The sequence below is a fragment of the Enterobacter cloacae complex sp. 2021EL-01169 genome (assembly GCF_020733125.1).
In the GTDB taxonomy this organism is placed as follows: domain Bacteria; phylum Pseudomonadota; class Gammaproteobacteria; order Enterobacterales; family Enterobacteriaceae; genus Enterobacter; species Enterobacter roggenkampii.
In genome coordinates, this window is sequence record NZ_JAJFTC010000003.1 from 293,081 (window position 1) to 316,032 (window position 22,952).

Consider the following 22,952-nt stretch of genomic DNA (forward strand, 5'->3'; position numbering starts at 1 on the left):
CGTTGTAAGGCCGCCTTGAGCGGCCTTACATTATTAACGCCTTCCCCATTCCGCGTGCTCTGAAACTGCTATTCTTTTGCTAACCCCTGACGTTCTGGACTCTCTTCTACGAGGTGTTGCTATGAACAGATCGTTATCTTTTATCCCTGTCCTTTCTCTCATTTTTCTGACGCTTTTCTCGGTTTCCACCAGCGCGACCCAGCAGGCGCAGGAGCGGCGCGTGGCGCGTGATGTCAGGCAGGAAACCCGCGACGCGTCACGGCAGGTGAAGCAGACCTGCATGGCGAACAATAACCAGAGTAATCACGACTGCCGCCAGGATAAACGTCAGATTAAACAGGCCGGGCGGCAAAAAGCGCGGGATATAAAGTATTAACATAGCAGGCGAGGCGGCATGCGAGCATGTTTCTTGCCGCCTTTTTAAAAAGCGTGAGTCAATATATTTCAAATATTAAAATATTCGCTTGTAACAATATATTTGGCATTTTCTGCACATTTCAGAACATGAAAATTAATATTGTCTTAAGATTCAGTCGACATAATGAATTATCTTCTTGATACAGGAAATAATTCAATTTATGAAAAACCGTATTATTTTATTTGCTGCCCTGGCAGGTTTTGCCGTGGTCAATACAGCGATGGCCCAGAGCGTCACGGTCGATGTCCCCACCGGGTATAAGGTCGTGATTGTTCCGCAGTCAGCCACGGTTCCTGAGGCGGTAAGCGTTGCGCCTGCACCTGTACAAACAACGTATGCCGCCCCTGCACCGGTCTATCATCCGCGTGCACGCCATGTGGCGAGCGTGGCGGAAGGAATGGTGATTGAGCATCAGTATGACGACCACCATTGATATATTCCGGGTGACATTTCTGACCATAAGTTGAGGGCAAATAGTCGTGATTGGGTGCAGGGAGTTATTACTGAACAGCCATGAGGCCGGGCACGCGCTGCGACGCCCGGCGAAAACTATTAGTGCGTCGCTTCACCAATCAGCGCGCCCGTGCCCGCGCCAACGGCTGCACCTTTCAGCACGCTCTTGCCGGTAACCGCCGCGGCGCCTGCGCCCACGGCAGCCCCTACGGCGCCGCCTTTACGCGCGGCTTTACCTTTGTCGCCGTTTTTGAACATGGCACCCGTGCCTGTGCCAACAACGGCACCGCCAACGGTGGATTTCAGATCTTTGCCCGTGGCCGCGCCAATGGCAGCACCTGCTACCGCGCCAGCGGCGGTTTTATCGATGGCCATTCCCGAGGTGGAAAAAATGAGGGCGCTGATAACCAGCGTTGTTTTAATCAGTTTCATAACAGATCCTTTGTGACTGCTGTCGGTTGATACGTCGCTTCTCACTCTGAGGTGAGAAAAACGCACAGATAGTGCCAGCAATACCGGCTCAACCTTTAGGCCAATCATGCCCTGCGAAAGGATCTCGGTTGCCGGGCGGCGATCCGCCCGGCAGAACATTACGCCTGACGCTTATCTTCCGTATTGGTCTCGAAGTCGCTCGCCGCGTGGCGTTCGTGAAGCTGCTCGTTCAGCTCGCCGCTGGTGCGGTTAACGATGCGTCCGCGCTTAACGGCATGGCGGTTCGCCACGTCTTTCGCCCAGCGCTGCACGTTGGTGTACTTTTCTGCGTCGAGGAACTCAGCGGCGTTATACACGCTGCCCAGCGCCACGCAGCCGAACCATGGCCAGATGGCGATATCCGCAATGGTGTACTCCTCACCCGCCACGTAGCGACCGCGCGCCAGCTGTTTATCCAGCACGTCGAACAGGCGTTTAGCTTCCATGGTGAAGCGGTCAATCGCGTACTCAATTTTCACCGGGGCATAGTTATAGAAGTGGCCAAAGCCGCCGCCGAGGAACGGCGCCGCGCCCTGCAGCCAGAACAGCCAGTTCAGCGTCTCGGTGCGTCCCGCCGGATCTTTCGGCAGGAAGTGGCCGAATTTCTCCGCCAGATAGAGCAGGATATTGCCGGATTCAAAGACGCGCGTTGGCGGGTTCGTGGAGTGGTCACGCAGCGCCGGGATTTTCGAGTTCGGGTTCACCTCCACGAAGCCGCTGGAGAACTGATCGCCCTCGCCGATGCGGATCAACCACGCGTCGTACTCCGCGCCCGTTACGCCCAGCGCCAGCAGCTCTTCGAGCATGATCGTCACCTTCTGACCGTTCGGTGTGCCGAGCGAGTAAAGCTGCAGCGGGTGCGAACCGACAGGAAGATCTTTCTCATGGGTCGCGCCGGAAATGGGGCGGTTGATGTTGGCGAACGCGCCGCCGTTGTTCTTTTTCCATTCCCACACTTTGGGTGGCTGATACGTGTTGTCTGACATGTTGGCCTGCCTTTTGAGTGATGTGTTGAGGCAGTGTAGCAGGAGATTTGTGAAGCGTTTAACGAACTGAGCGTAATCGATCTGCCGCTATTCCTTCCGGCGCTTATATATATCAAATCAGGTATAAGCTTAATCGAAAATCGCATTTTCATAATTAATGCGTAAACGGATAAAGCTGCATATGATGCTTCAACATAAATAAAAGATGCAGTCATAAACACTTTATAAGGCAAGGAGTTAGTGAGATGCGCAAGCTTCTGTTATCGGCAGTGGTTGTTTCGCTCGCGTTAGGCCTGGCGGGCTGTGATGATGCGAAAAATAAAGAGACAAATACGCCCTCAGCGGCAAAAAGCGATGCGCCAAAAGCGGGCGGTTCGCTGATTATCGGTATTACCTCCGGCGACCCGTTAGCTGTAAATCCGCTCTACGCCAGCGACCGTACCACGTTGACGATCATGCAAGCGTTGTATGCTCCCCTCTATAGCTTCAACAACGGTAAGATCGAATGGGGCCTGGCGGAAAGCCTGACGCCCTCCGCCGACAACCTGAGCTACACCCTGACGTTAAAACCCAACCTGAAATGGCAGGACGGCCAGCCGCTGACGGCGGACGACGTGGTCTTTACGTTCAACAAGCTGCTCGATGCCAAACAGCACAGCTTCTTCCGCAGCATGTTCACCTACGGCGATAAGCCGGTACAGGTGAGCAAGGTTGACGACCGCACCGTTAAGTTCACCTTACCGCAGGTCAGCGCGGCCTTTACCGGCACGCTGGTACAGATCTACCCGATCCCGCAGCACGTGTTCGCCAGCGAAGGCGACCTGGAAAAGAGCAGCAAAAACGATGCACCGGTCGGCTCCGGGCCGTTCAAATTTAAAGAGTACCGCGCCGGACAATATTACGCCCTGACCCGTTTTGACGATTACTGGAACGGCAAAGCGAAGCTAGATTCAGTGACCTACCGTTTCGCCAAAGACAGTAACGCCGCCAACCTTGCGCTGCAAAACGGTGAAATCAACCTCAAGATGGTTGACCCGCAGGATGTGAACCGCCTGAAAAATACCGGTAAGTTTGACTTCGTGGTCTATCCGGAAGGCCGTCTGGCCTATATGACGTTCAACCAGAACGTGCCGGTAATGAAGAGCAAAGCACTGCGTCAGGCCATTGCGTACGCCATCAACAAAGACGAGCTGACCCAGACCGCCTTTACCTCGCTGGACTACGCCAAACCGGCGACGTCCTTCCTGACGCCCGATACGCTTTACAAGACGGATGACGTCGAGCAATACACATTCGACCTGCAAAAAGCCAAAGAGCGGCTTAAAGCGTCCGGCGCGCCGGACAACCTCAAGCTGCGCCTGGCGTATGTGAATACCAACAAAACCCAGGAGAGCATGGCGCTCTACATTCAGCAGGCGCTGAAGGGCATTGGGGTGAACGTGGAGCTGATGCCGCTGGACTCCAACGCCATGTCCCAGCGCAGCCTCGATATGAACAACACCGCGTGGGAGCTGAACCTGGGCGGCTACATCATGGGCTCAGAGCCGGACGGCTACAAATCGCTGTTCATGAGCAACGAAGCCTATAACTACGCGCACTACAAAAATCCGCAGTTTGATGCCCTCTGGGATAAAGGCGCCGTGGAAACCGACGCCGCAAAACGTGCCGATATCTACAAGCAAATTCAGCAGATCGTGGCGAACGACATGACGTACTACCCGATCGCCTATACCAATGCGACCGTCGCGGTGGACAAGCGTTTCGGCGGCACCGAGGAAGCGGAGCCGAAGCCGGTCTATCTGTTCCAGGATCTGTCAAAAATCTATCAGAAATAAGCGATTGCCCCGGCCATCGGGTCGGGGCCTTGGTAAGGGCATGTCGTGAACACACTTCTCACGCGTCGGCTGCTGCAGCTGCTGCCGATGCTGTTCTTTATTTCGCTGGTGGCGTTTTTGCTGGTCAAGCTCGCGCCCGGCGATCCGTTGGCGGCGTACATCACACCGCGCATGGCTCCGGAAGATATCGAACGTATTCGCCAGAGCCTGGGGCTGGATAAGCCGCTGGTCACGCAGTACGTTCTGTGGCTGAAGAACGTCCTGCGGGGCGATCTCGGCTATTCGCTGATTTACCACCGCCCGGTGCTGGAGATGATCGGCGAACGCATTCCGGCCACGCTGGGGCTGATGGGCGCGTCGCTGCTGCTGGCGATCGTGCTGGCCATCCCGCTGGGCCTGCTGGCGGGGGCATTTAAGCACCGCTGGCTGGATCACCTGCTGAACCTGTTCGCCTATATCGGCATCTCGGTGCCGATTTTCTGGTTCGGCATTTTGCTCATCACCGTTTTTGCCGTGCAGCTTAACTGGTTCCCCAGCATGGGAATGCGCACCATCGGCATGGAGGATAATGTGCTGGACGTGCTGCGTCACGGCGTGCTGCCGTGTATTGCCCTCACGTTCTACAACCTCTCCAGCTACGTGCGCTACATCCGCTCCAACACCATCTCGCAGCTCTCTGCCGACTATGTGCAGACCCAGCTGGCCTACGGCGCCACGCGTTCCAGCATTCTGTTCCGCCACGTGCTGAAAAACGTGCTGCTGCCGGTGATCACCCTGTTTGGGCTGTCGTTCGGTGAGCTGATTGTGGGGGCCTACGTGACGGAAAGCGTCTTCTCCTGGCCGGGGATGGGGCTGCTCGGGATCCAGTCGATCGCCTCGCTGGACTACCCGCTGATCATGGCGATCATCATGCTCTCGTCGATGATGCTGATCGTCGGTAACCTGATCGCCGATCTGCTTTATCGCTTCGCCGATCCCCGCATTCGTACGCTGAGGTAACCCGCATGAGCAGACGCTGGCAGCAGGTTCGTCACCAGCTGCGCCGCAACCGTCCGGCGCAGTTCTCCCTGTTTGTGCTTTTTATATTTGTTATCGCCGCGCTCTGTGCGGGCTTGAGTCCGTACGATCCGGATCGGATGGCGCTCGGCGCACGCACGCTGCCGCCGGATGCCGCACACTGGTTCGGCACCGACGAGTACGGGCGCGACTACTTCACCCGCGCGCTGTATGGCGGGCAGATCTCCCTGATGGTCGGTTTTCTCGCCATGCTCTTTTCCACGCTTATCGGCACGGTGGTGGGAACGGTGAGCGGCTACTTTGGCGGCTGGCTGGACAACCTGATGATGCGCGCCGTGGATATCCTGATGGCCATTCCGGCCTTCTTCCTGCTGCTGGTGGTGAATGCGTACCTCAAGCCGGGCGTGGATAACATCATTCTGATCATCAGCCTGCTGACGTGGATGAACATGTCGCGGCTGGTGCGCGCTGAAACCCTGTCGGTGAAAGAGCGCGAGTATGTGCTTTATGCCCGCGCGTCGGGGGAGCACCCGCTGCGCATTATCGTGCGCCACATTATTCCCGGCGTGCTGCCGACCATTATCGTGGCCGCCACGCTCAATATCGCCTCGGCCATTCTGATGGAGTCGACGCTCAGCTTCTTAGGGCTGGGCGTACAGGCACCGGCGGCGTCGTGGGGAAGCATGCTCAACAACGCCCAGTCTTATATTGGCGAAGCGTCGTGGCTGGCGATGTTCCCCGGCATTCTGATCCTGCTGACGGTGTTCAGCTTTAACGTGCTGGGCGATGTGTTCCGTACCGCCTTTGAGCCAGGAGCGAATCGCGATGAGTAGCTTATTAGCGCTTGAGAACCTGCAAACCACCTTCCGCACCCGCGAGGGCGAGGTTCACGCGGTGCGTGGCGTGAGCTTTCAGGTGCAGCCGGGGGAACTCGTCGGCATCGTCGGCGAGTCGGGCTGCGGGAAAAGCGTCACCTGTAAGTCGATCATTCAGCTTCTGGGGAACAACGGACGGATAACCGGCGGCAGCGTTCGCTTCCAGAATGACGATCTGGCGCAGAAAACGCCCGCGCAGATGCGCGCCATTCGCGGCAACGAGATCGCGATGATTTTTCAGGATCCGATGACCGCCCTGAATCCGGTGCTGACCATCGGTAAACAGATGGCAGAGATCCTGATGCGCAATAAAGGGCTCACCAAAAGAGCGGCCAAAGCGGCGGCGATCGCCATGCTGGAACAGGTGGGGATTGCCGAGGCGGAACGCCGATACGACCAGTATCCCCACGAGTTCAGCGGCGGGATGCGCCAGCGGGTGATGATCGCCATTGCGCTCTCCTGCAACCCGAAGCTGCTTATTGCCGATGAGCCGACCACCGCGCTGGACGTCACCATTCAGGCGCAGATCCTGCGACTGCTGAAAAGCCTGCAACAGCAGACCCAAACCGCGATTCTGCTGATCACCCACGATCTCGGCGTGGTGGCGCAGGTCTGCAGCCGCGTGGTGGTGATGTACGGCGGGCTGGTGATGGAGGAGGGGAGCGTGGAGGATATTTTTTATGGCCCTGCACATCCTTATACCCAGGGGCTGCTGGCCTCGCTGCCGCGCCCGGATGAGGTCAACCAACGTTTATCGCCCATTGAGGGCGCGCCGCCTGGCCTGCTTAACCCGCCGCCGGGCTGTCCGTTCGCCGAACGCTGCCCGAAACGCATGCCCCAGTGTGAACGGCAGCCCGCTTTTTACGCCATGGGTGAAGGCCATCGCGCCGCCTGCTGGCTATGGGCCGATAAGGAGATTCAGGCATGAGTGAACAACAGGCCCCTTTAGTAAGCGTGCGAGATCTGCGCAAACACTATCCGCTTAACGGCGGTTTGCTGCGTAAAGGCGCGGCGGTGAAGGCGGTTGATGGCGTGAGCTTTGATATCCAGCCCGGCGAGACGTTTGGCCTGGTGGGTGAGTCCGGCTGCGGGAAATCCACCCTCGGGCGCGCCATTCTGCGCCTTTTCGATATCACCGCGGGCGAGATCCACTTTGCCGGACAGGCGATTGCCCATGCTCGCGAAAGAGAGCTCAAGCCGCTGCGTAAGCGGATGCAGGCGATTTTTCAGGATCCTTACTCCTCGCTCAACCCCGGCATGACGGTGCGGCAGCTGGTGGCTGAGCCAATGCAGATCCACGGCTACAGCCGTGAAGAACAGCGCGAACGGACGGAAACGCTGCTCTACAAAGTGGGGCTCAAGCAGGAGCACCTTGAGCGGTTCCCGCATGAGTTCAGCGGCGGGCAGCGCCAGCGCATCAGTATTGCCCGCGCGTTGTCCGTGCGTCCCGAATTTGTGCTGTGCGACGAGCCGCTCTCGGCGCTGGACGTCTCGGTGCAGGCGCAGGTGGTGAATATTCTGCAGGACCTGCAGCAGGAGCTGGGGCTGACCTATCTGTTCATCGCCCACGATCTCTCGATGGTGCGCCATATCTCCAGCCGCATTGGAGTGATGTACCTCGGTAAGCTGGTGGAGGTTGCCCCGGCGAATGAACTGTATCAGCGTCCGGCGCACCCTTATACCCGCGCGCTGCTGGCGGCGGTTCCCCAGCCCGACCCGCGCATTCGCAACCTCGAAGACGCCACCCTGCGCGGCGAAATGCCCGGCCCTACGTCCGCGCTGCCGGGCTGTAAGTTCTGCAGCCGCTGCCCGCACGCCATGCCGGTTTGCCAGACGCAGGAGCCTGCCATGCAGGAGATCGCGCCAGGGCATTTCGCGGCGTGCTGGCTGTTTAAGATGTGAGCCTTAAACGTGTCGGGTGGCGCTTCGCTTACCCGACCTACAGGGGTTTGTGTTTTGTCGGCCGGGTAAGGCGAATTATTTACCACGCAGGTGTATGATAAACGCTCCTCTGTCAGGTTAATTACAACGTGCAGACGACGACAACCCATAAAAATTGCCGCCTGCCTGTTTTAGGTTGGATACATGCGTAAAGGAACGTTAAGCAGTGATGCGCCCTTCGGGACATTGTTAGGCTATGCGCCCGGTGGCGTGGCGATTTACTCTTCAAATTACGGCAGTCTGGACCCGCGAAACTATCCGGAAGATGCGGATTTCCGCAGCTACATCGGCAACGAATACATGGGCCACAAGTGGCAATGCGTTGAGTTTGCCCGCCGTTTCCTGTTCCTCAACTATGGCTTCGTGTTTACCGACGTAGGTATGGCGTGGGAAATTTTCTCTCTGCGCTTTTTGCGTCAGGTGGTGAACGATAACATTCTGCCCCTTCAGGCGTTTGCCAACGGCTCAAAACGCGCGCCGCGCGCCGGAGCGCTGCTGATCTGGCAAAAGGGCGGCGAGTTTCACGAGACCGGCCACGTGGCGGTGATCACCCAGCTTCTGGACGATAAGGTGCGTATCGCCGAGCAGAACGTCATTCACTCTCCGCTGCCGCTCGGGCAGCAGTGGACGCGCGAGCTGCGCCTGAGCGTGGAGAACGGGTGTTACACCCTCCACGACACCTTCAGCGACACGGAAATTCTCGGCTGGATGATCCAGACCGACGACACAGAACACAGCATTCCGCAGCCGGAAATCGACGGCGAACTGCTGAAAATCAGCGGCGCGCGGCTGAAAAACACACGTCAGTTCGACGGGAAATGGCTCAACGAAAATGACGCGCTGCAGCAGGCGTATATTCGCGCCAACGGTCACGTGATCAACAAAGATCCCTGCCAGTACTTCACCATTACCGAAAGCGCCGAGCAGGAGCTGATCAAAGCCACCAACGAGCTGCACCTGATGTACCTGCACGCCACGGACAAGGTGCTGAAAGACGACAGCCTGCTGGCGCTTTTCGACATCCCGAAAATCCTCTGGCCGCGCCTGCGCCTCTCCTGGCAGTGGCGTCGTCACCATATGATCACCGGTCGTATGGATTTCTGCATGGATGAGCGCGGCATCAAGGTCTACGAGTACAACGCCGACTCCGCATCCTGCCATACCGAGGGCGGGCTGATTCTCGAAGAGTGGGTGAAAAATGGCTATCGCGGTAACGGGCATAACCCGGCGGAAGGCCTGCTGGAAGAGCTGACCGGCGCCTGGAAGCACAGCCACGCCCGGTCGTTCGTCCACATCATGCAGGACAACGATGTCGAAGAGGACTATCACGCGCTCTTTATTCAGCGTTCGCTGATGCAGGCCGGGTTTGAAACCAAAATTCTGCACGGGCTGGGGGCGCTCAGCTGGGATACCGCCGGACAGCTGATTGATGACGAAGGCCGCCACGTCAACTGCGTGTGGAAAACCTGGGCGTGGGAGACGGCGATTGAGCAGATCCGCGAGGTCAGCGAAACCGAATACGCGGCGGTGCCGATCCGCACCGGACATCCTGAAGGCGAAGTGCGCCTGATTGACGTCCTGCTGCGCCCGGAGGTGCTGGTCTTTGAACCCCTGTGGACCGTTATTCCCGGCAACAAGGCGATTCTTCCGGTGCTGTGGCAACTGTTCCCGAATCACCGTTACCTGCTCGACACCGATTTTGAGGTCAACGATCTGCTGAAGCAGACCGGATACGCCGTCAAGCCGATTGCCGGACGCTGCGGCAGCAATATCGACCTGATTAGCGCCCAGGACGAACTGCTGGATAAATCCAGCGGCAAGTTTGTCGACCGCAAAAACATCTACCAGCAGCTGTGGTGCCTGCCAAACGTCGACGGCAAGTACATTCAGGTCTGTACCTTTACCGTGGGCGGGAACTACGGTGGGACCTGCCTGCGCGGCGATGACTCGCTGGTGGTGAAGAAAGAGAGCGATATTGAGCCGCTGATCGTGGTTAAAGATAAGTAGCTCTTGCCCGCAATAAAAAAGCCCCCGCAGGACATCCTGCGGGGGCTTTTCGTTACTGTTCTTCCTCTTCCTGCCCGTTGATCTTCAGATCGATGATGCGGCCAATCTGGTCATGATAGACCGTCAGCAGGTTGTACTGGCTCATCTCAGAGATGATCTGCGGTGAGACATTAAAGCTGCGGGCCAGCTCCTCCTGGTGAAAATAGCCCGGCTGACGCCGCCTCGCGTGGGCCCGACGGCGATTGTACTGATACCACAAAATCAGCAGCCAGCCGTTGAGCGCGGCGAACAGCAGGTAGAGCAGCACCGTATTAAAGGAGGCAATAATCACGCTCCAGCGGTGGTCGCTCTCCTCGGTGAGCTGCATCCAGAGCCGGGCATACAGGAAAAACAGAAAGCCTCCCCACGCCACCAGCGTTAACGCGGCATCGAAAAGACGTGGCAACAGCCGATGTTCGGTCAGAATTAAGGTATTTTCATTCATTAAATGCGTCCTTTTCCCCGATCCGGACTGATCCAGCGCGCGCGGGCGCGCTGGCGTTTAAGCATGACTTTTGGAAACGCGACGAGGGTAGTGAACAGGCCGATCATCCAGTACACCATCGGGAACCAGATCACCCAGAAAAGCGAGCTGGCCACCTTCCGTTCATAGCGCCGCTCGATGAACAGGCTGACCAGGAACTGCAACAAGCACATCACGCCCAGCAGCAGCCCGGTAAACTCCGGTGGAAAGAGGCTCTCCACGGTCAGCCTGGCGGGAATCGGCGTGATATGGCTGAGGATAAATAACAGCACCGTCATGGCGTAGGCGAAGGCCCACAGCGTTGACAGGGCATACTCAAGAAACAGGGGCCACATGCGGTGATGCTCCCAGCGCACAATCCTGCGAAGGTTGACCAGAAACACCTCCGCACCGCCCTGGGCCCAGCGCAGACGCTGTTTCCACAGGCCCTTCAGCGTCTCCGGCATCAGGATCCAGCACAGCGCCCGCGGCTCGAAAAAGATATCCCAGTGGCGCAGCTGCAGCTTCCAGCTGATGTCGATGTCTTCGGTGATCATGTCCGGGCTCCAGTACCCGACGTCCGCCAGCGCCTGTCGGCGAAAGGCGGCGATGACGCCCGAGACGGTAAAGACCCGGCCATAGATCCGCTGCGTCCGCTTGATGAGCCCGATAATCGATGAGAACTCGCCCACCTGAATGCGGCCAATCAGCGTGGAGCGCGTGCGGATACGCGGATTCCCGGTGACCGCCCCGACGTGGGGATACTGAATCAGCGGGGCCACCAGATACGCTGCCGTATCGCGGTCGAGCAGGGCGTCGCCGTCAATGCAGACCAGCAGATCGCCCCGGGCCGCCGCTGCCCCGGCTTTGAGCGCCAGCGCTTTCCCCTGGTTTTCCGCGAGATTAATCACCCGCAGGCGCGGATGTTCCTGCGCCAGCGCATGCAGCACCTGCGCCGTGTTGTCAGACGAGCCGTCGTTGATGGCGATAACTTCGATATTTTCATACCGCTGATCCAGCGCGGCGCTGATGGTCTCCCGGGCATTCCTTCCCTCGTTGAAGCAGGGGATAAGAATGGAGATGAGCGGCTCACCGGCGAGCGTCGGGGCGGGCGTCTCTTTATCCCACGACCAGTGGCGTTCAAGCTGAAACCAGAAATAGAGCCCGCCGGTTATCCAGAGCACGGACATGAACAGCGGCCAGAAGAACACAAAATCCAGAATCAGCTCGCCGGTAAAGAGGGCGGCCACGCCTAACGGCAACCCGAATACCAGACATAAAATGGAAAAGGCGATAATGCGATCAGTCATTGTCAGGGTACCAGTACGAAGAAAATACAGGCCTGATGTGTGAGATATCAGGTTGGTTGTTGATAAAATCGTCGGGGTAGTAGCCGTAGTTTTTGACGCCGTTCAGCTGGAGCACGCGCATCCACTGTGCCAGCTGGCTGTCGGAAACGGCGCGCTGCGGTTTCCGCTCCCAGTCCCGGGCCTGCAGCTCGAAAATGGTTTTATCGAGCGCGCCGGGACGCGCGGCGACCGCTTTCACCAGACGCGTCAGCCAGGCATCACTTTCGTCTGCCGGGACGGACTCCATCAGCGGCATGGCCATCGGCACCGTCCAGTCATACTCCGCCAGAAAATCGTCAAGATTCAGGGCGAACCACGCCTCGCTTTCGGGCTGCAGAATGGGCAAGGCGAACATGTTGCGCGCGGTTTTTATCTGCGGGCCACGGATATGCTTCACCGCGAGGCTCAGGGCGTGGGTAAACCCGATAAGCGTCTGGCTTTTCTGACGTGTTGTGCTCTGAGGGCCATCGTCCACGTCGGTCAGCACCGCATCGTCATGGAACAAGATCCCGTTGAAGCTGGCATAGCGGGCCAGATCTTCATAGATGTCCGTCACCTGCTGGCGCACCTGCGGGTCCCACGGGGAGAGCCGGATATAGGGATCGGTGGCTTCGCGCCGCTGGCCTGACGAGCGGTCCCGACGCTGCACGCGCGGCAGGGCAGGATCGAGATCGAACGAGAGCACCGGCATCCACGCGAAGACTTTCACGCCCGCCCGGGTTTGCAGCTGCCAGGAGACAAAATTAAAGAGATCGGCCCGGACCGGCAGCTGGCGGTTGGGGAAATAGAGCGCCCTGATCCTGCCGTCGCCCTGCGGGTCGGCAAACGCCTGCAGGAAAACATGGCTGATTTTCATGTCGTAGACCCGCTGGATCAGCCTGTTGATATTTTGCGTCTGCTGGGCTGGATTGGGATCGTAAACGTAGTCGAGGTCGACGTGCATGACGCGCACGGGTTCGCGCTCCTGAACCTGGCTGACCGTACTGGCAAACGCCTTAAGCGAGGGATTGCCGGCGATCAGCAGCCGGGGGATGTTGCCCAGCTCCTGCACGTTCCCCAGCCCGTCCTCAAGGGTAAAGGCCAGCTGATAACCCTGCTGTCTGGCGATGGCGAGCGACGTGCCGTTGGCGGCGCCATAGGGCCAGACCCAGGCGCGCGGCGCCTTGCCCGTCACCTGCGTGATTTTTTCAGTCACTTTGCGAACGTCATCGCCGATCCGCTGGCTGAACTGCCGATCGGTTTCATAGCGGCCCGTCGCTTTATCGTAAAAGCGGTTGGCGATGGCGGGTTCGCGGCTGCCCTGCGGGTTGGCAACAATGCCGTAATGCGAGGCCCAGGTGTGCGAACCGATCTCAATCAGCGGAGACCGGCTGAGCTCGCGCACCATATCCCACGTCGCGAAGCGATCGCGGGGCGTCATCAGGCCGCCGAAGTTAACTTTTTGATTTTCCGGCGTATCCACCCAGCTGCCCACCGGCGCCCAGAGCGCAGGGACGTTCCACGCCTGAAGCAGTGGCCAGACGCGGGTGTAAAAGCTGCTGTAGCCGTCGTCAAAGCTGAGCAGAACGGCTTTGGGCGGCAGCGTTTTTTTTCCGTCATGGGCATCCAGGATGTCCTGCACGCTGATGACGTGATAACCGTTGTGCAGCAGCCAGCCGATCTGCTCGTTTAGCGCGCTGGTGCGCACGGAGAGGTAGCGCTGATCGGCGGCATCGTCTTCGACGTCGTGGTAGGCCAGCACCAGAAACTGGTTCTGCGGCCAGGGTTTGCTCGCCTCCAACTGCGGCCGATCTTTGGGCGCAATAAACGAAAATGCCTGCGCGCAGACATTTGCGCTGAGGCAGAGCCAGCCGATGAGTATCATGCTCGCGGAAAAACGTGTGTTCATTATCATCATCCTTAAAAGCGTAAAGTCGCATCAAGCGTGACGGAGAGGTTGCTCTCGCGTTTGCCGTCGTAAGGGCGCTTGTCCCAGTTCAGCATCACGCCGGTATCCATGACGTTGTTCCACTGAACGCGTTGTCCGTAACCCAGCACAGCGATGGCACCAGCGGACTGATTTTTCTGCCAGTAGCGGCCGCCTCCCGCCACGAACTGCTGGCTCCAGAGGGTGTCGTAATGGCGATACATCTCATGGTCGACGGCCAGGACGGCCGTCACGGAAAGATCCCGTGCCGGGTTGTAATAGAGGGTGTCCCGCAGGCTGTTTTTGCTGGCGGCGATCCCCGGTTCGAGATCCAGCGTCAGGGACGGGGTCTGCCAGAGACGCTCCTTGCCCGTGAGGGTGTATTCCTGTCGGCGGTTATGATCCGAGAAGCGGCTGAGGGCGGCGCTGAACTGATACTCACGGCGCTCGTTTTGATACCAGCGCACGCCGCCTTCCCCCCGGTTGGCGCTGATCCCGTTGCGTAACGCTCGCAGGGGCGTGGTGCGCGACAGGCGCTCAAGGCTGCCGCTGACCTGCCAGCTATCGGTGAGGCTGTACGTCGTTGAGAGGCGAGCGCCCGGCTTGTTCGCCCCGTGATAGCGGTTGCTTGAGAGCTCGGCTTCGAGCTGGAGATCGCGTGGCCGCCATTCGATGCCGCCCAACAGGTGATGGCTGGTGCCTTTGCCTTCATCGAAATTGCCCTCTGCATAGCGGGTGCCGGCAAACAGCCGCCAGTTATCTGCTATGGGCGGGCCATAGAGCGTGGCGTCCCAGTTGAGGTCGTGCGTCCCACTGACGGGGTTATCGGAGTGCAAACCCTTGCTCGCGTTGAGGCGCAGCTCGGACATATGGTGGACGGTGCGGAGCCTGTCCAGACGCCTGGCGCTGCGATCGCGCGGCGCGCGGGCAACGACGTCGTCGGCCAGTAAATCCATCTGCCGCCACTCCTGCAGATCCATGGCGACGTAAGCCTGCTGCTGCTCAAGCTCCAGATTCGAGGGCTCCAGCGCCTCCGCCATTTTCAGCGTTTGCTCCGCAGCGCGCGGCAGACCCCGCGCCTGAAGCAGCGTGGCGTACTCAATCTGCAAACCCTGATTGCCCGGCGCGGTTGTCGCGAGACGTCGCGCCAGCTTTTCGGCTTCCGGCAGGGCATTCGTCGCCAGCAAATAGTTAAAACGGAGCGACTGACCGGTAAGCCACCGATCGTTCGGCTGAGGGGTAGGGGAACCGAAATCGTAACGGGTCCAGGGAACGTTGCGGGTGTGGCGCTCTGCATACCGGCGAGCGGACGGATACTCTCCCGTATCCAGCCAGGCGTAGAAAAGCGCGTGCTCCTCGTCCTGCGGATCAGATGCGTACTGCGGATAGCGTTGCAGAAGCGCGAAGGCGGCGGCAGCGTTTTTCTCCTGCAGATATGCGGAGATCACCCAGCCGATTGCCCAGCCCGGCACCGGATGCCGGGCTGCCGTCAGATCCTGATATTCGCTGATGACCCGCGGGTAATCGGCATGGGCATACAGCGCGCCGAGCCGGTCGATACGCGCAAGCACGACGTCTTCCGCGGCCTGCGGCTCGCTCTGCCAGCGAGACAGCAGCGCGTCGTAACGATTCAGCGCGGATTGCGCAAGCTGCAGGCGCTCCTTTTCTGTTCTGCCCGGCACATCTGCAAGGCGAACGCTTTCGGCGGCGGCATTCAGCTCAAGGCGACGACGCTCCGCGGGGGCTAGCGTCACCTTTTGTGAAAGCAGGAGCGCGGGGGTATTTACCCGGTTATCCGTTAGCGCGTCGACCCGCTCGCGGAGAAGCGCGTGATTTTCTGGCGCGACATACAGCGCGCGCGTGTCGGCTAAAAGCCGATCCCAGCTTTTTCCCTGGCGTAGCCAGACGTATGCCAGCGTCTGAAGATGCGCCTGCGAGGGGGCCTCCGCCACCAGCCGTCGGGCCTCCTGAAGGGCAAGCGTATCTTTACGGGCATCGGCCAGGGTTTTGATATAGCCGATACGATAATCGTCGTTATCCGGCGCAAGGCTGCGCGCTTCTTTCCAGAGCGCCAGAGCGGGCTCCCACGCTTTCTGATTTCGTCTGGCCTGCGCGACAGCCGCAACGCCGCGGGCGGGCAGCGGCATATAAATGCTGTAGCGCTGCCAGACCTGAATAACCTCGTCATCATGGCCTGCCCAGGCCGCCACCTGTAACCAGTCCGCAACGTGCTCAGGCGTCAGGGCATGCTGCTGCTGATAACGCTGAAGATAATCGAGAAACGACGTGTAATTACCGTTACGCGCCTGTTGAATCTGTTGCTCATAAACGGATTCCGTCGCCTGAACCAGAACAGGAAAGAGTAATAACAGAAACAATAATGTTGGGGTGCGATAAAAGAATAATGTACTGAAGCGAAGCGATCTTTCCATATCTATTTGCCATTTGTTTATCATGAATCCATTGCATAACACGGCTGCCTTTTAACCCTGCGTTAAAGGCCATAAATGAGAACATTAAATCTGAATGCAGTAACGTTAAGGGGTACTTACTTAAAGGTAATTATGGCGCCTCATCTTAGTGGACTGGATGGGAGGTAATGTACACCCGATATGTTGCCCGATAAATATGCTGAAAAGCGGCTGCGTAGTTTTGAGATAATTCTGTAATGAGCAGTTTTTTGTGTTTATTTTGAATTGAGTCATTAATTGTAATGCATTGAAATATAATGATTTTATTTTTATTGTGACAGTTTTGTATATATTTTTAATGACGCATATATGCCTCAATTAAAGTACTTTCTGGTGCATGTTTGGGAAGTTTCATGACAAAAATTCTTAATGTTTAGAGAAGTGACTTTTCTGCGATTGTTTTTTATTTATAATTAAAGGCAGACATTGAATGATAGTCTACAGGAAGTCTTACTCATCAATGTGTGTATTGAGGGATGTCTAAAGCCAGAATACATCTATCGTTAATATAACAGCGCTATAAAACGAAGGCGGTCTTCTTTTCGCAGGATCGTTCTTGCTTTAATCTAAAAGGGATGGTTAGTGGCAACTTCAATAGTGTTAGTGACTCAGGATCGCTACCTTGTCAGGGGGATGCGGATATTTTTTCCGGATATTATCCTGCTCGATTCGATTGACAGAAACATATTTGATAACGGTGCAGATGAATATTCTGTATTGATTGATAGTCGTGCGCCGCTCCGTTTATATGATTACCTGATACGCCATCCGGCCAGAACGAAAAAAACGATTTGCTGCGTTATGCTTGATATGCGCCATCGCGAGGAGAATCTGCTCAGTATGAAGCTGTTTATGAATACGTCGCTGACGGCGCCGGACATGGCCTCGCTGTTTAACCTGGTGCTCAATATGAAGGGCCGTCGCCTGACCACGAAGTGGCTGCTGAATTTACGGCTGAGCACGCATGAAACGATCATGTTGCGGTTGCTGAGAGCAGGGATGTCAATGGAGGAAATTGCAGGCGAGCTGAATACGTCGGTGAAAAGTCTCTACCGCAAACGAATGGCGCTCTCGGAACGGCTGGGGGCGGAGAACTTCAATGAGGCGTGTCTGTTTATCTTCAAAAACAAACTGCTGGGCGCAGGTGGGAACGATCCCTAGGTTGGGGAGAGATCAAAAGCATAATTGCGGGCGGTATTCTGAATTTTAAAGAAAGCTGGATGGTGCAAACATCCTTGATTTTTGCTTTGGATTTACTCTGGCTCAAAACGACACAAGGGATGTTGTCATGGACACAGTTGAAGAGTCTGGTTGGAAATTTTTCTGATGCTACATGATGAGCAAGAATTGTTAGATTACCTCACTGAGAATTACAGTGACCGTAAATCTCCGGCAAGGAAAAAATGGACCTTCCAGGAGCATTTCAATCTCGTACCTGAAGATCTTGAGGACATGCTGCTTGACCTTTTCACCCGGTATGGAATTGAGTACAACAACTTTGTTATGGACAATGATTTTGAACCGGAGCTGTTTTGGTTTCAGTTTCGGCTCAGAAAAAAATTCCGCGATCGGCAGTACAAACCGCTATCGCTTGAGATGATTATTGAGTCGGCAAAAGCCGGACGCTGGATGTATGACTAAGGGCCTGGAAGCCCCTTATAATGTTTACGCCGATTGACGCTCGCTCCATGCATCGCTAAAGATGATGTTCCCATCGTTATGCTTCCAGGTGATTTTCTCGTACCTGAGTTCGACAGTTTCCATAGGGATTTCGTTAGGGTTATCGCCAGTAGCCATTGCAGGGGATATTGATACTATCCGGACGCCCTCGAGCAACATGTTGAAGTACTCTTCTTCCTGACCAGAGTAGTTGATCCGGTACCACTTTATTTTTGTAGAAACCAGACTCTGGCCCGTCCAACGGTGGACTAGCCCAAAAGCAAAAACCCGCCTTTTGGGCGGGTTCTTTAAATAGTGGTGCCCGGACTCGGAATCGAACCAAGGACACGGGGATTTTCAATCCCTGAGTCAAAGTTAATAGTTTGTAAACCGGCGTATTTGCATACTGTAAAGAGTGTGCAAAATGAAAATACTTCCCGTTATCTCTCCCAAAGGTGGAGAAGGCAAATCCACGTTTGCTGCTTACCTTGCCGGTTTTCTTGCCGATGCCGGCCTGAACACCCTTCTTGTGGATGCAGACTATTCCCAGCCCACAGCCAGCAGTATCTTCGCCCTGGAGGATGAATCCCCTTTCGGTCTCTATGAACTGCTGATGCAGATGGTCAGTGACCATACGCAATGCATTTCGCAGACCGCCATAAAAAATCTCGATGTCATCTACTCTAACGACCCGGACGAACTGTTGCCGACCGCGATGCTCCACGCCGCAGACGGCCGTCTGCGCCTGCGTAACATACTTCAGCATCCTTTCTTTAACCGTTATGACGCCATTATTGTGGATTCGAAAGGCGCAACAGGCGTTATGACTGAGCTTTCCCTCCTGTCCTCTACCGGTAATGTGATGGGCATTGTTAAACCCATCCTTCCGGATGTCCGTGAATTTATCCGCGGCTCCCTTCACATGCTTACCCGCCTGAAAACCTATGAAAATTACGGTATCCGCCTTCCTGATATTTCCATTCTCGTCAACTGTATCGAAAACACCCTGCTTGACCGTGAAGCGATGGACGGTCTTGCCGCCATCATTAACGAAAAACATTACGACGCCTCTGCGCTGGGCAACCGTGACGTTTATCGTTTACTCGATACCCGTATCGAGGCGCTGGATATTTTCAAACTGGGGCACGTAAAGCAGCAGCCCGTGCATCGTCTGGAATACAAAACGCGCCGCAAAGGTCCGGCCGCAGCGGTCACCATGCACGACCTCGCGTGTGAACTGTTCCCTGAGTGGCAGAGCCATTTCAGTGACGTTCTGACCCGGGAGGTGCGTCATGTCTGAGATGATGATGCCCTGCTCTTATGAGGCTGAGCAGGCCGTACTGGGCGGACTGATGCTTGATAACGACCGGTGGGATGAGGTGATACTGCAAATCTCCCCGGAAGATTTGTTTTCCCGGCCGCACCGTATGGTCTTCCGCGTGATGGCCGAGCTGGCCGGAGAAGGGCTACCACTCGACCTCATCACTATTACGGAACGGCTGGAGAACAGAGGCGACCTTGAACAGTGTGGCGGCTTTGCTTATCTGGCTGAAATGAGTAAAAACACGCCGTCTGCAGCCAATATCCTGGCTTACGCCGGGGTGGTGGCGGAGAAAAGCCGTCTGCGGCAGCTGATGACAGTGGGTAACAGTCTTCTTTCCGATGTGCAGGCCCCGAAAGCCAGCTCGGCGGGCATTCTTGAGTCGGCCGAAGGTAAGCTGTTTAACATTGCCGAACAGGGAGCCATGCAGCTCAACAGTGAGACCGGTGTTAACGAGGCGCTGGATAAACTGCTGACGCAGCTGGAAAGCATGTCCGCCAGTGACGGCCTCACCGGGACACCGACAGGGTTCAGTGAACTGGACGCGATGACCTGTGGTCTCCAGCCCGGCGATCTGGCCCTGCTGGCCGCCCGTCCTTCCATGGGGAAAACGTCGCTGGCCATGGCCGCCTGCACAGCGGCCGTGAGCGCAAAACCTGACGATCACGTCTTTGTGTTCAGTCTTGAAATGCCCTCAGAGCAGCTGATGATGCGCCTGCTGGCGATGGAAGGCCGGGTGGAACTGTCCCGGCTTCGCAGCGGCAACATGGATGATGAAGACTGGGCTCGCGTGTCCGAGGCAACCGGTCGCATTATTGAGTGGAAAAACCGTCTGATCATTGATGATACCAGTTACCAGACCCCGGCCACACTGCGCGCCCGCGCCCGACGCTATGTCCGCAAATACGGCAGACCCTCTCTCATCATGCTGGACTATCTGCAGCTTGTCCGCTCCCCCGAGCAGGAAAACCGCACGCAGGAAATAGCGGAAATTTCCCGCTCGCTTAAGGCGCTCGGTAAAGAGCTGGGCTGTCCGGTACTGGCGCTTTCCCAGCTCAACCGCCTGGTGGAGCAGCGGGCCGATAAACGCCCCAATAATGGTGACCTGCGTGACTCCGGTGCGCTGGAGCAGGATGCGGACCTCATCATGTTTATTTACCGGGATGAGGTTTATAACCCCGGCACCCCTGATGCCGGGGTGGCTGAGATCATTGTCGGCAAGCAGCGGCAGGGGCCAACCGGCACGGTAAAAGTCAAATTTGACGGGCGTTACACCCTCTTTTCGGAGTTTCAGGAAGGCAGCTATGACTTCGGTTACCGCAGCGGGAGGAAACAGGCATGAGCCGTAAAAGTTCTAATGTGGGGGCTGCCATGCTGCAGCCCGGACGCCAGTCGCAGGCGGCCGGCAATATCAGCGTCATGCCGGCGGCTGAAATGCCCATGGTCCTGACGCTCGACCAGTTAAGCCCGAATCCTGATAATCCGCGAACATCACGCAATCCGCGTTATGACGATATCAAGGCTTCCATCCGTTCGCGCGGGCTGGACACCGTGCCCAAAGTCACCCGTGACCCGGATGGTGAGCCCGATATGTACATCTTCAGCGACGGGGGTAATACACGTTATCAGATCCTGTCAGAACTGTGGCAGGAAACCGGAGAAGACCGGTTTTTCCGCGTCCATGTGTTGTTCAAGCCGTGGCCGGGACGGCTGCAGTGTGTTATTGGCCATCTGGCAGAGAATGAAGTGCGCGGGGAGCTGAGTTTTATTGAAAAAGCGCAGGGGATCCACAAAGCCCGCTCTATATATGAAGAGCAGATGGGAAAGACGGTTTCGTTGCGTCAGTTGTCAGAGCTACTGACCCATGAAGGTTTGCCAGTCCATTACTCAACAGTCAGCCGTATGGAAGATGCGCTGAAATATCTTTATCCGTGGATCCCAGACCTGCTTGAGTCCGGGCTCGGCAGGCCTCAGATAACGGCGCTGCTGGCGCTCCGGCATGATGCTGAACGCGTGTGGGATGAGTTTTGCCTGATTTCAGACACAGGCGACAAATCCTTCAGCGACGTTTTTGGCCAGTGTTGTGGCCGTTTCAACTCACCGGAACTGTGGTCTCTTGAGATGTTTCGCGATGAATTAATTGGTGATTTACTGCATGCGCTGCCCCATCCGGAGCTGGATTATGACCGCTGGATGATGGAACTGGATCCTAAAGAACGTAACCGCAGACATCACTTCGGCGATCCAGAACCGGTGTCCATCCCTCCCGCAAACAGCCTCGTCACCGCTGACTCTGCAGGTCAGGCCACACCGGCGCAGAAGTCTGTTGAGGTCGTGCAGCCTTTCTCCAGTCCACGTCGTGAAATCTCAGGAGAGCCGGTAACGCCCGCCCCGGATAATACCCCACCTGAAAAACTGGATAAACAGCACCCCCGGCATGAGGTTCAGCCCGATATGTACGGTGCCGCGCCGGTCATTTCAGGTGAGAGCGCGGATGTTAGCGGGCTGGTTACCCTCTCCGATGGGTACGGAGAAGAGAATGGTGGAGAAGAGGGCAATGGCGAGGATGGCCTGCTTTCTCTTTTAACACCAGAACCTGAAGTTGTCCTGCAGGATGACGCGCCGGTGACTAATGACAGCATCTGGCATGTGCCGGCCCATCAGGACGATATCGAACACCTGCAGAATACCGCTTTTCGTCTGGCCTGGGAGCTGGGTGAGGTCCTTGGCTGCGAAGATGAAATTCTTCCTCAACGCGACAACGACATGTCTGCCGGTTACGTCGGGGCAGGTGAGATGTGTTCTGAAGCCGCCGCATTTCTGCTGGGCCTGACCGGCGAAGCGCCTGCGCTGCATCCTGCGGCAGGAGTGTGTGGCCTGCCGGAGCTTTTCACCGGCGGCCCGGGTGAGGGGGAAGCACCTGCACTGACAGATGAAGATGCTCTGAAACTGCTGCGCCTGCTGCGCGTTATGCGCCGTCTTCGGGAGCTGCAACGTGGTCTGACGTACGGGGAGGATAACAGTGATGAATAACTCACAGCGACAGTTGCGACTGCTGAATCTTGTCAGGAAACTGCTGAAGCTGGGCCGCAGCAACAGTAATGCCCATGAGGCAGGACTGGCCCTGCAGCGTGCCCAGAAGCTGATGGCCAGATACGGTATCAGCGAGCTTGACGCCGGTCTTACATCTGTGCGCGAGGCGTCTTCCCGCACGGCCCCTTCGGATGCTGAAAAAGTTCCGGAATGGATGGTAACCCTTGTCCGGGGCGTCTGTCATGCCTTTGGCTGCCGCGCTTATTACTCATGGCGTCAGACCTCTGCCGGGTATCGCCGTTCGGTAACCTTTTACGGATTCAGTGAAAAACCTGAGATAGCAGCCTATGCCTTTGATGTGCTGACGCGCCAGCTGAAAGATGCCACAAATTCTTATCTCAAAACCCAGAGTAAGCGGCTGAAACTGGCCACACGCCGGGCGAGAGCGGAGCAGTTCCGTGACGGCTGGGTATGTGGGGTGCGTGAGGTGATATCGGCAACTGACATCAGCAGCGAGGAGCAGCAGGTGATGAGCCACTGGCTGGAAAGCCGCAGTATGAAAACAGTCACAACCCGTGAACTGAAAGCCTGCCGCGGTGCGGATACAGCACGTTATCAGGGGTATGAAGCCGGACAAAATGCCCGTCTTCATCAGGGTGTCAGCGGCCGGGGTCCGGCAGCCATTGGTTACCGTCAGGATTAAGGGGG

General features: G+C 56.9%; 20 protein-coding genes and 1 pseudogene. 14 read left to right on the top strand and 7 right to left on the bottom strand.

All coding sequences use genetic code 11. The features are described from left to right. The first annotated feature begins 121 nt into the window (after nucleotides 1-121). Both LLF79_RS12595 and LLF79_RS12600 read left to right on the top strand, forming a co-directional pair. Nucleotides 122-376, top strand: coding sequence for a hypothetical protein (locus tag LLF79_RS12595; RefSeq protein WP_159125782.1), 255 nt, complete (start codon nucleotides 122-124; stop codon nucleotides 374-376). Between the two features lie 202 nt (nucleotides 377-578). Next, complete coding sequence (locus LLF79_RS12600; RefSeq protein WP_023294550.1) at nucleotides 579-851, top strand: hypothetical protein; 273 nt, start codon at nucleotides 579-581, stop codon at nucleotides 849-851. 119 nt (nucleotides 852-970) lie between these two features. Here the strand turns inward: LLF79_RS12600 and LLF79_RS12605 are convergent, their stop codons facing one another. Together LLF79_RS12605 and yghU are read right to left on the bottom strand one after the other, a co-directional pair. After that, a complete protein-coding gene (locus LLF79_RS12605; RefSeq protein WP_227879591.1) occupies nucleotides 971-1,303 on the bottom strand; it encodes a glycine zipper family protein in 333 nt (110 codons plus the stop codon). 158 nt (nucleotides 1,304-1,461) lie between these two features. Next, on the bottom strand, nucleotides 1,462-2,328 hold the full coding sequence (yghU, locus tag LLF79_RS12610) for a glutathione-dependent disulfide-bond oxidoreductase (protein ID WP_008499796.1): 867 nt from the start codon (nucleotides 2,326-2,328) through the stop codon (nucleotides 1,462-1,464). A gap of 245 nt (nucleotides 2,329-2,573) precedes the next feature. On the opposite strand from yghU, the gene LLF79_RS12615 reads away from it, so the two are divergent. The 6 genes from LLF79_RS12615 to gss all read left to right on the top strand — a co-directional run bounded on the left by LLF79_RS12615 (nucleotide 2,574) and on the right by gss (nucleotide 10,003). Then, on the top strand, nucleotides 2,574-4,163 hold the full coding sequence (locus tag LLF79_RS12615; protein ID WP_047747051.1) for an ABC transporter substrate-binding protein: 1,590 nt from the start codon (nucleotides 2,574-2,576) through the stop codon (nucleotides 4,161-4,163). A 45-nt stretch (nucleotides 4,164-4,208) separates the two neighbouring features. Continuing rightward, entirely contained in the window at nucleotides 4,209-5,162 is a 954-nt protein-coding gene (locus LLF79_RS12620) for an ABC transporter permease (RefSeq protein WP_181367568.1), read from the top strand. Nucleotides 5,163-5,167: 5 nt separating this feature from the next. Then, on the top strand, nucleotides 5,168-6,013 hold the full coding sequence (locus LLF79_RS12625; RefSeq protein WP_008499793.1) for an ABC transporter permease: 846 nt from the start codon (nucleotides 5,168-5,170) through the stop codon (nucleotides 6,011-6,013). Further along, nucleotides 6,006-6,983 (top strand): ABC transporter ATP-binding protein, encoded by a 978-nt coding sequence (locus tag LLF79_RS12630; protein WP_227879592.1) that lies wholly within the window; start codon nucleotides 6,006-6,008, stop codon nucleotides 6,981-6,983. Before LLF79_RS12625 ends, LLF79_RS12630 begins: the two co-directional genes overlap by 8 nt. Next, nucleotides 6,980-7,957 (top strand): ABC transporter ATP-binding protein, encoded by a 978-nt coding sequence (locus tag LLF79_RS12635; RefSeq protein ID WP_045409497.1) that lies wholly within the window; start codon nucleotides 6,980-6,982, stop codon nucleotides 7,955-7,957. The genes LLF79_RS12630 and LLF79_RS12635 overlap by 4 nt, the downstream gene beginning before the upstream one ends. Before the next feature lie 183 nt (nucleotides 7,958-8,140). Next, a complete protein-coding gene (gene gss / locus LLF79_RS12640) occupies nucleotides 8,141-10,003 on the top strand; it encodes a bifunctional glutathionylspermidine amidase/synthase (protein WP_227879593.1) in 1,863 nt (620 codons plus the stop codon). A 52-nt stretch (nucleotides 10,004-10,055) separates the two neighbouring features. On the opposite strand, the gene pgaD is transcribed toward gss, so the two are convergent. Genes pgaD through pgaA form a run of 4 tightly spaced genes read right to left on the bottom strand, consistent with a single transcriptional unit; the run spans nucleotide 10,056 to nucleotide 16,192 of the window. Then, nucleotides 10,056-10,487, bottom strand: coding sequence for a poly-beta-1,6-N-acetyl-D-glucosamine biosynthesis protein PgaD (pgaD, locus tag LLF79_RS12645; protein ID WP_008499789.1), 432 nt, complete (start codon nucleotides 10,485-10,487; stop codon nucleotides 10,056-10,058). After that, nucleotides 10,487-11,815, bottom strand: coding sequence for a poly-beta-1,6-N-acetyl-D-glucosamine synthase (gene pgaC, locus LLF79_RS12650; protein WP_213802226.1), 1,329 nt, complete (start codon nucleotides 11,813-11,815; stop codon nucleotides 10,487-10,489). The genes pgaD and pgaC overlap by 1 nt, the downstream gene beginning before the upstream one ends. Then, on the bottom strand, nucleotides 11,808-13,742 hold the full coding sequence (pgaB, locus tag LLF79_RS12655) for a poly-beta-1,6-N-acetyl-D-glucosamine N-deacetylase PgaB (RefSeq protein WP_227879594.1): 1,935 nt from the start codon (nucleotides 13,740-13,742) through the stop codon (nucleotides 11,808-11,810). Before pgaB ends, pgaC begins: the two co-directional genes overlap by 8 nt. An 11-nt stretch (nucleotides 13,743-13,753) precedes the next feature. Further along, entirely contained in the window at nucleotides 13,754-16,192 is a 2,439-nt protein-coding gene (gene pgaA / locus LLF79_RS12660) for a poly-beta-1,6 N-acetyl-D-glucosamine export porin PgaA (protein ID WP_227879595.1), read from the bottom strand. Between the two features lie 672 nt (nucleotides 16,193-16,864). Between pgaA and LLF79_RS12665 the strand changes: the two genes are divergently transcribed. Continuing rightward, entirely contained in the window at nucleotides 16,865-17,392 is a 528-nt protein-coding gene (locus LLF79_RS12665; protein ID WP_021242095.1) for a LuxR C-terminal-related transcriptional regulator, read from the top strand. Nucleotides 17,393-17,542: 150 nt separating this feature from the next. Next, nucleotides 17,543-17,872 carry a DUF1493 family protein gene (locus LLF79_RS12670; RefSeq protein WP_227879596.1) on the top strand — a complete coding sequence of 110 codons (330 nt, stop codon included), beginning with the start codon at nucleotides 17,543-17,545 and terminating at the stop codon, nucleotides 17,870-17,872. Between the two features lie 24 nt (nucleotides 17,873-17,896). Here the strand turns inward: LLF79_RS12670 and tssD are convergent. After that, nucleotides 17,897-18,148: pseudogene (gene tssD, locus LLF79_RS12675) on the bottom strand (type VI secretion system tube protein TssD); the annotation flags it as partial. Nucleotides 18,149-18,314: 166 nt separating this feature from the next. Between tssD and LLF79_RS12680 the strand changes: the two are divergent. Genes LLF79_RS12680 through LLF79_RS12695 form a run of 4 tightly spaced genes read left to right on the top strand, consistent with a single transcriptional unit; the run spans nucleotide 18,315 to nucleotide 22,947 of the window. After that, nucleotides 18,315-19,190, top strand: coding sequence for a ParA family protein (locus LLF79_RS12680; RefSeq protein WP_004115581.1), 876 nt, complete (start codon nucleotides 18,315-18,317; stop codon nucleotides 19,188-19,190). Then, nucleotides 19,183-20,553, top strand: a complete 1,371-nt coding sequence (gene dnaB-PI / locus LLF79_RS12685) for an SPI-7-type island replicative DNA helicase (protein ID WP_004115579.1) — start codon at nucleotides 19,183-19,185, stop codon at nucleotides 20,551-20,553. The genes LLF79_RS12680 and dnaB-PI overlap by 8 nt, the downstream gene beginning before the upstream one ends. After that, nucleotides 20,550-22,244 (top strand): ParB family protein, encoded by a 1,695-nt coding sequence (locus LLF79_RS12690; RefSeq protein ID WP_004115577.1) that lies wholly within the window; start codon nucleotides 20,550-20,552, stop codon nucleotides 22,242-22,244. The genes dnaB-PI and LLF79_RS12690 overlap by 4 nt, the downstream gene beginning before the upstream one ends. Continuing rightward, entirely contained in the window at nucleotides 22,237-22,947 is a 711-nt protein-coding gene (locus LLF79_RS12695) for a DUF2786 domain-containing protein (RefSeq protein WP_004115576.1), read from the top strand. Before LLF79_RS12690 ends, LLF79_RS12695 begins: the two co-directional genes overlap by 8 nt. Nucleotides 22,948-22,952 lie beyond the last annotated feature (5 nt).

Excerpts from the sequence above, each read along its gene's own strand:
- LLF79_RS12595 (WP_159125782.1), top strand. The coding sequence starts at position 122 with ATGAACAGATCGTTATCTTTTATCCCTGTCCTTTCTCTCATTTTTCTG.
- LLF79_RS12600 (WP_023294550.1), top strand. The coding sequence starts at position 579 with ATGAAAAACCGTATTATTTTATTTGCTGCCCTGGCAGGTTTTGCCGTG.
- LLF79_RS12605 (WP_227879591.1), bottom strand. The coding sequence starts at position 1,303 with ATGAAACTGATTAAAACAACGCTGGTTATCAGCGCCCTCATTTTTTCC.
- yghU (WP_008499796.1), bottom strand. The coding sequence starts at position 2,328 with ATGTCAGACAACACGTATCAGCCACCCAAAGTGTGGGAATGGAAAAAG.
- LLF79_RS12615 (WP_047747051.1), top strand. The coding sequence starts at position 2,574 with ATGCGCAAGCTTCTGTTATCGGCAGTGGTTGTTTCGCTCGCGTTAGGC.
- LLF79_RS12625 (WP_008499793.1), top strand. The coding sequence starts at position 5,168 with ATGAGCAGACGCTGGCAGCAGGTTCGTCACCAGCTGCGCCGCAACCGT.
- LLF79_RS12630 (WP_227879592.1), top strand. The coding sequence starts at position 6,006 with ATGAGTAGCTTATTAGCGCTTGAGAACCTGCAAACCACCTTCCGCACC.
- LLF79_RS12635 (WP_045409497.1), top strand. The coding sequence starts at position 6,980 with ATGAGTGAACAACAGGCCCCTTTAGTAAGCGTGCGAGATCTGCGCAAA.
- gss (WP_227879593.1), top strand. The coding sequence starts at position 8,141 with ATGCGTAAAGGAACGTTAAGCAGTGATGCGCCCTTCGGGACATTGTTA.
- pgaD (WP_008499789.1), bottom strand. The coding sequence starts at position 10,487 with ATGAATGAAAATACCTTAATTCTGACCGAACATCGGCTGTTGCCACGT.
- pgaC (WP_213802226.1), bottom strand. The coding sequence starts at position 11,815 with ATGACTGATCGCATTATCGCCTTTTCCATTTTATGTCTGGTATTCGGG.
- pgaB (WP_227879594.1), bottom strand. The coding sequence starts at position 13,742 with ATGAACACACGTTTTTCCGCGAGCATGATACTCATCGGCTGGCTCTGC.
- pgaA (WP_227879595.1), bottom strand. The coding sequence starts at position 16,192 with ATGGAAAGATCGCTTCGCTTCAGTACATTATTCTTTTATCGCACCCCA.
- LLF79_RS12665 (WP_021242095.1), top strand. The coding sequence starts at position 16,865 with ATGCGGATATTTTTTCCGGATATTATCCTGCTCGATTCGATTGACAGA.
- LLF79_RS12680 (WP_004115581.1), top strand. The coding sequence starts at position 18,315 with ATGAAAATACTTCCCGTTATCTCTCCCAAAGGTGGAGAAGGCAAATCC.
- dnaB-PI (WP_004115579.1), top strand. The coding sequence starts at position 19,183 with ATGTCTGAGATGATGATGCCCTGCTCTTATGAGGCTGAGCAGGCCGTA.
- LLF79_RS12690 (WP_004115577.1), top strand. The coding sequence starts at position 20,550 with ATGAGCCGTAAAAGTTCTAATGTGGGGGCTGCCATGCTGCAGCCCGGA.
- LLF79_RS12695 (WP_004115576.1), top strand. The coding sequence starts at position 22,237 with ATGAATAACTCACAGCGACAGTTGCGACTGCTGAATCTTGTCAGGAAA.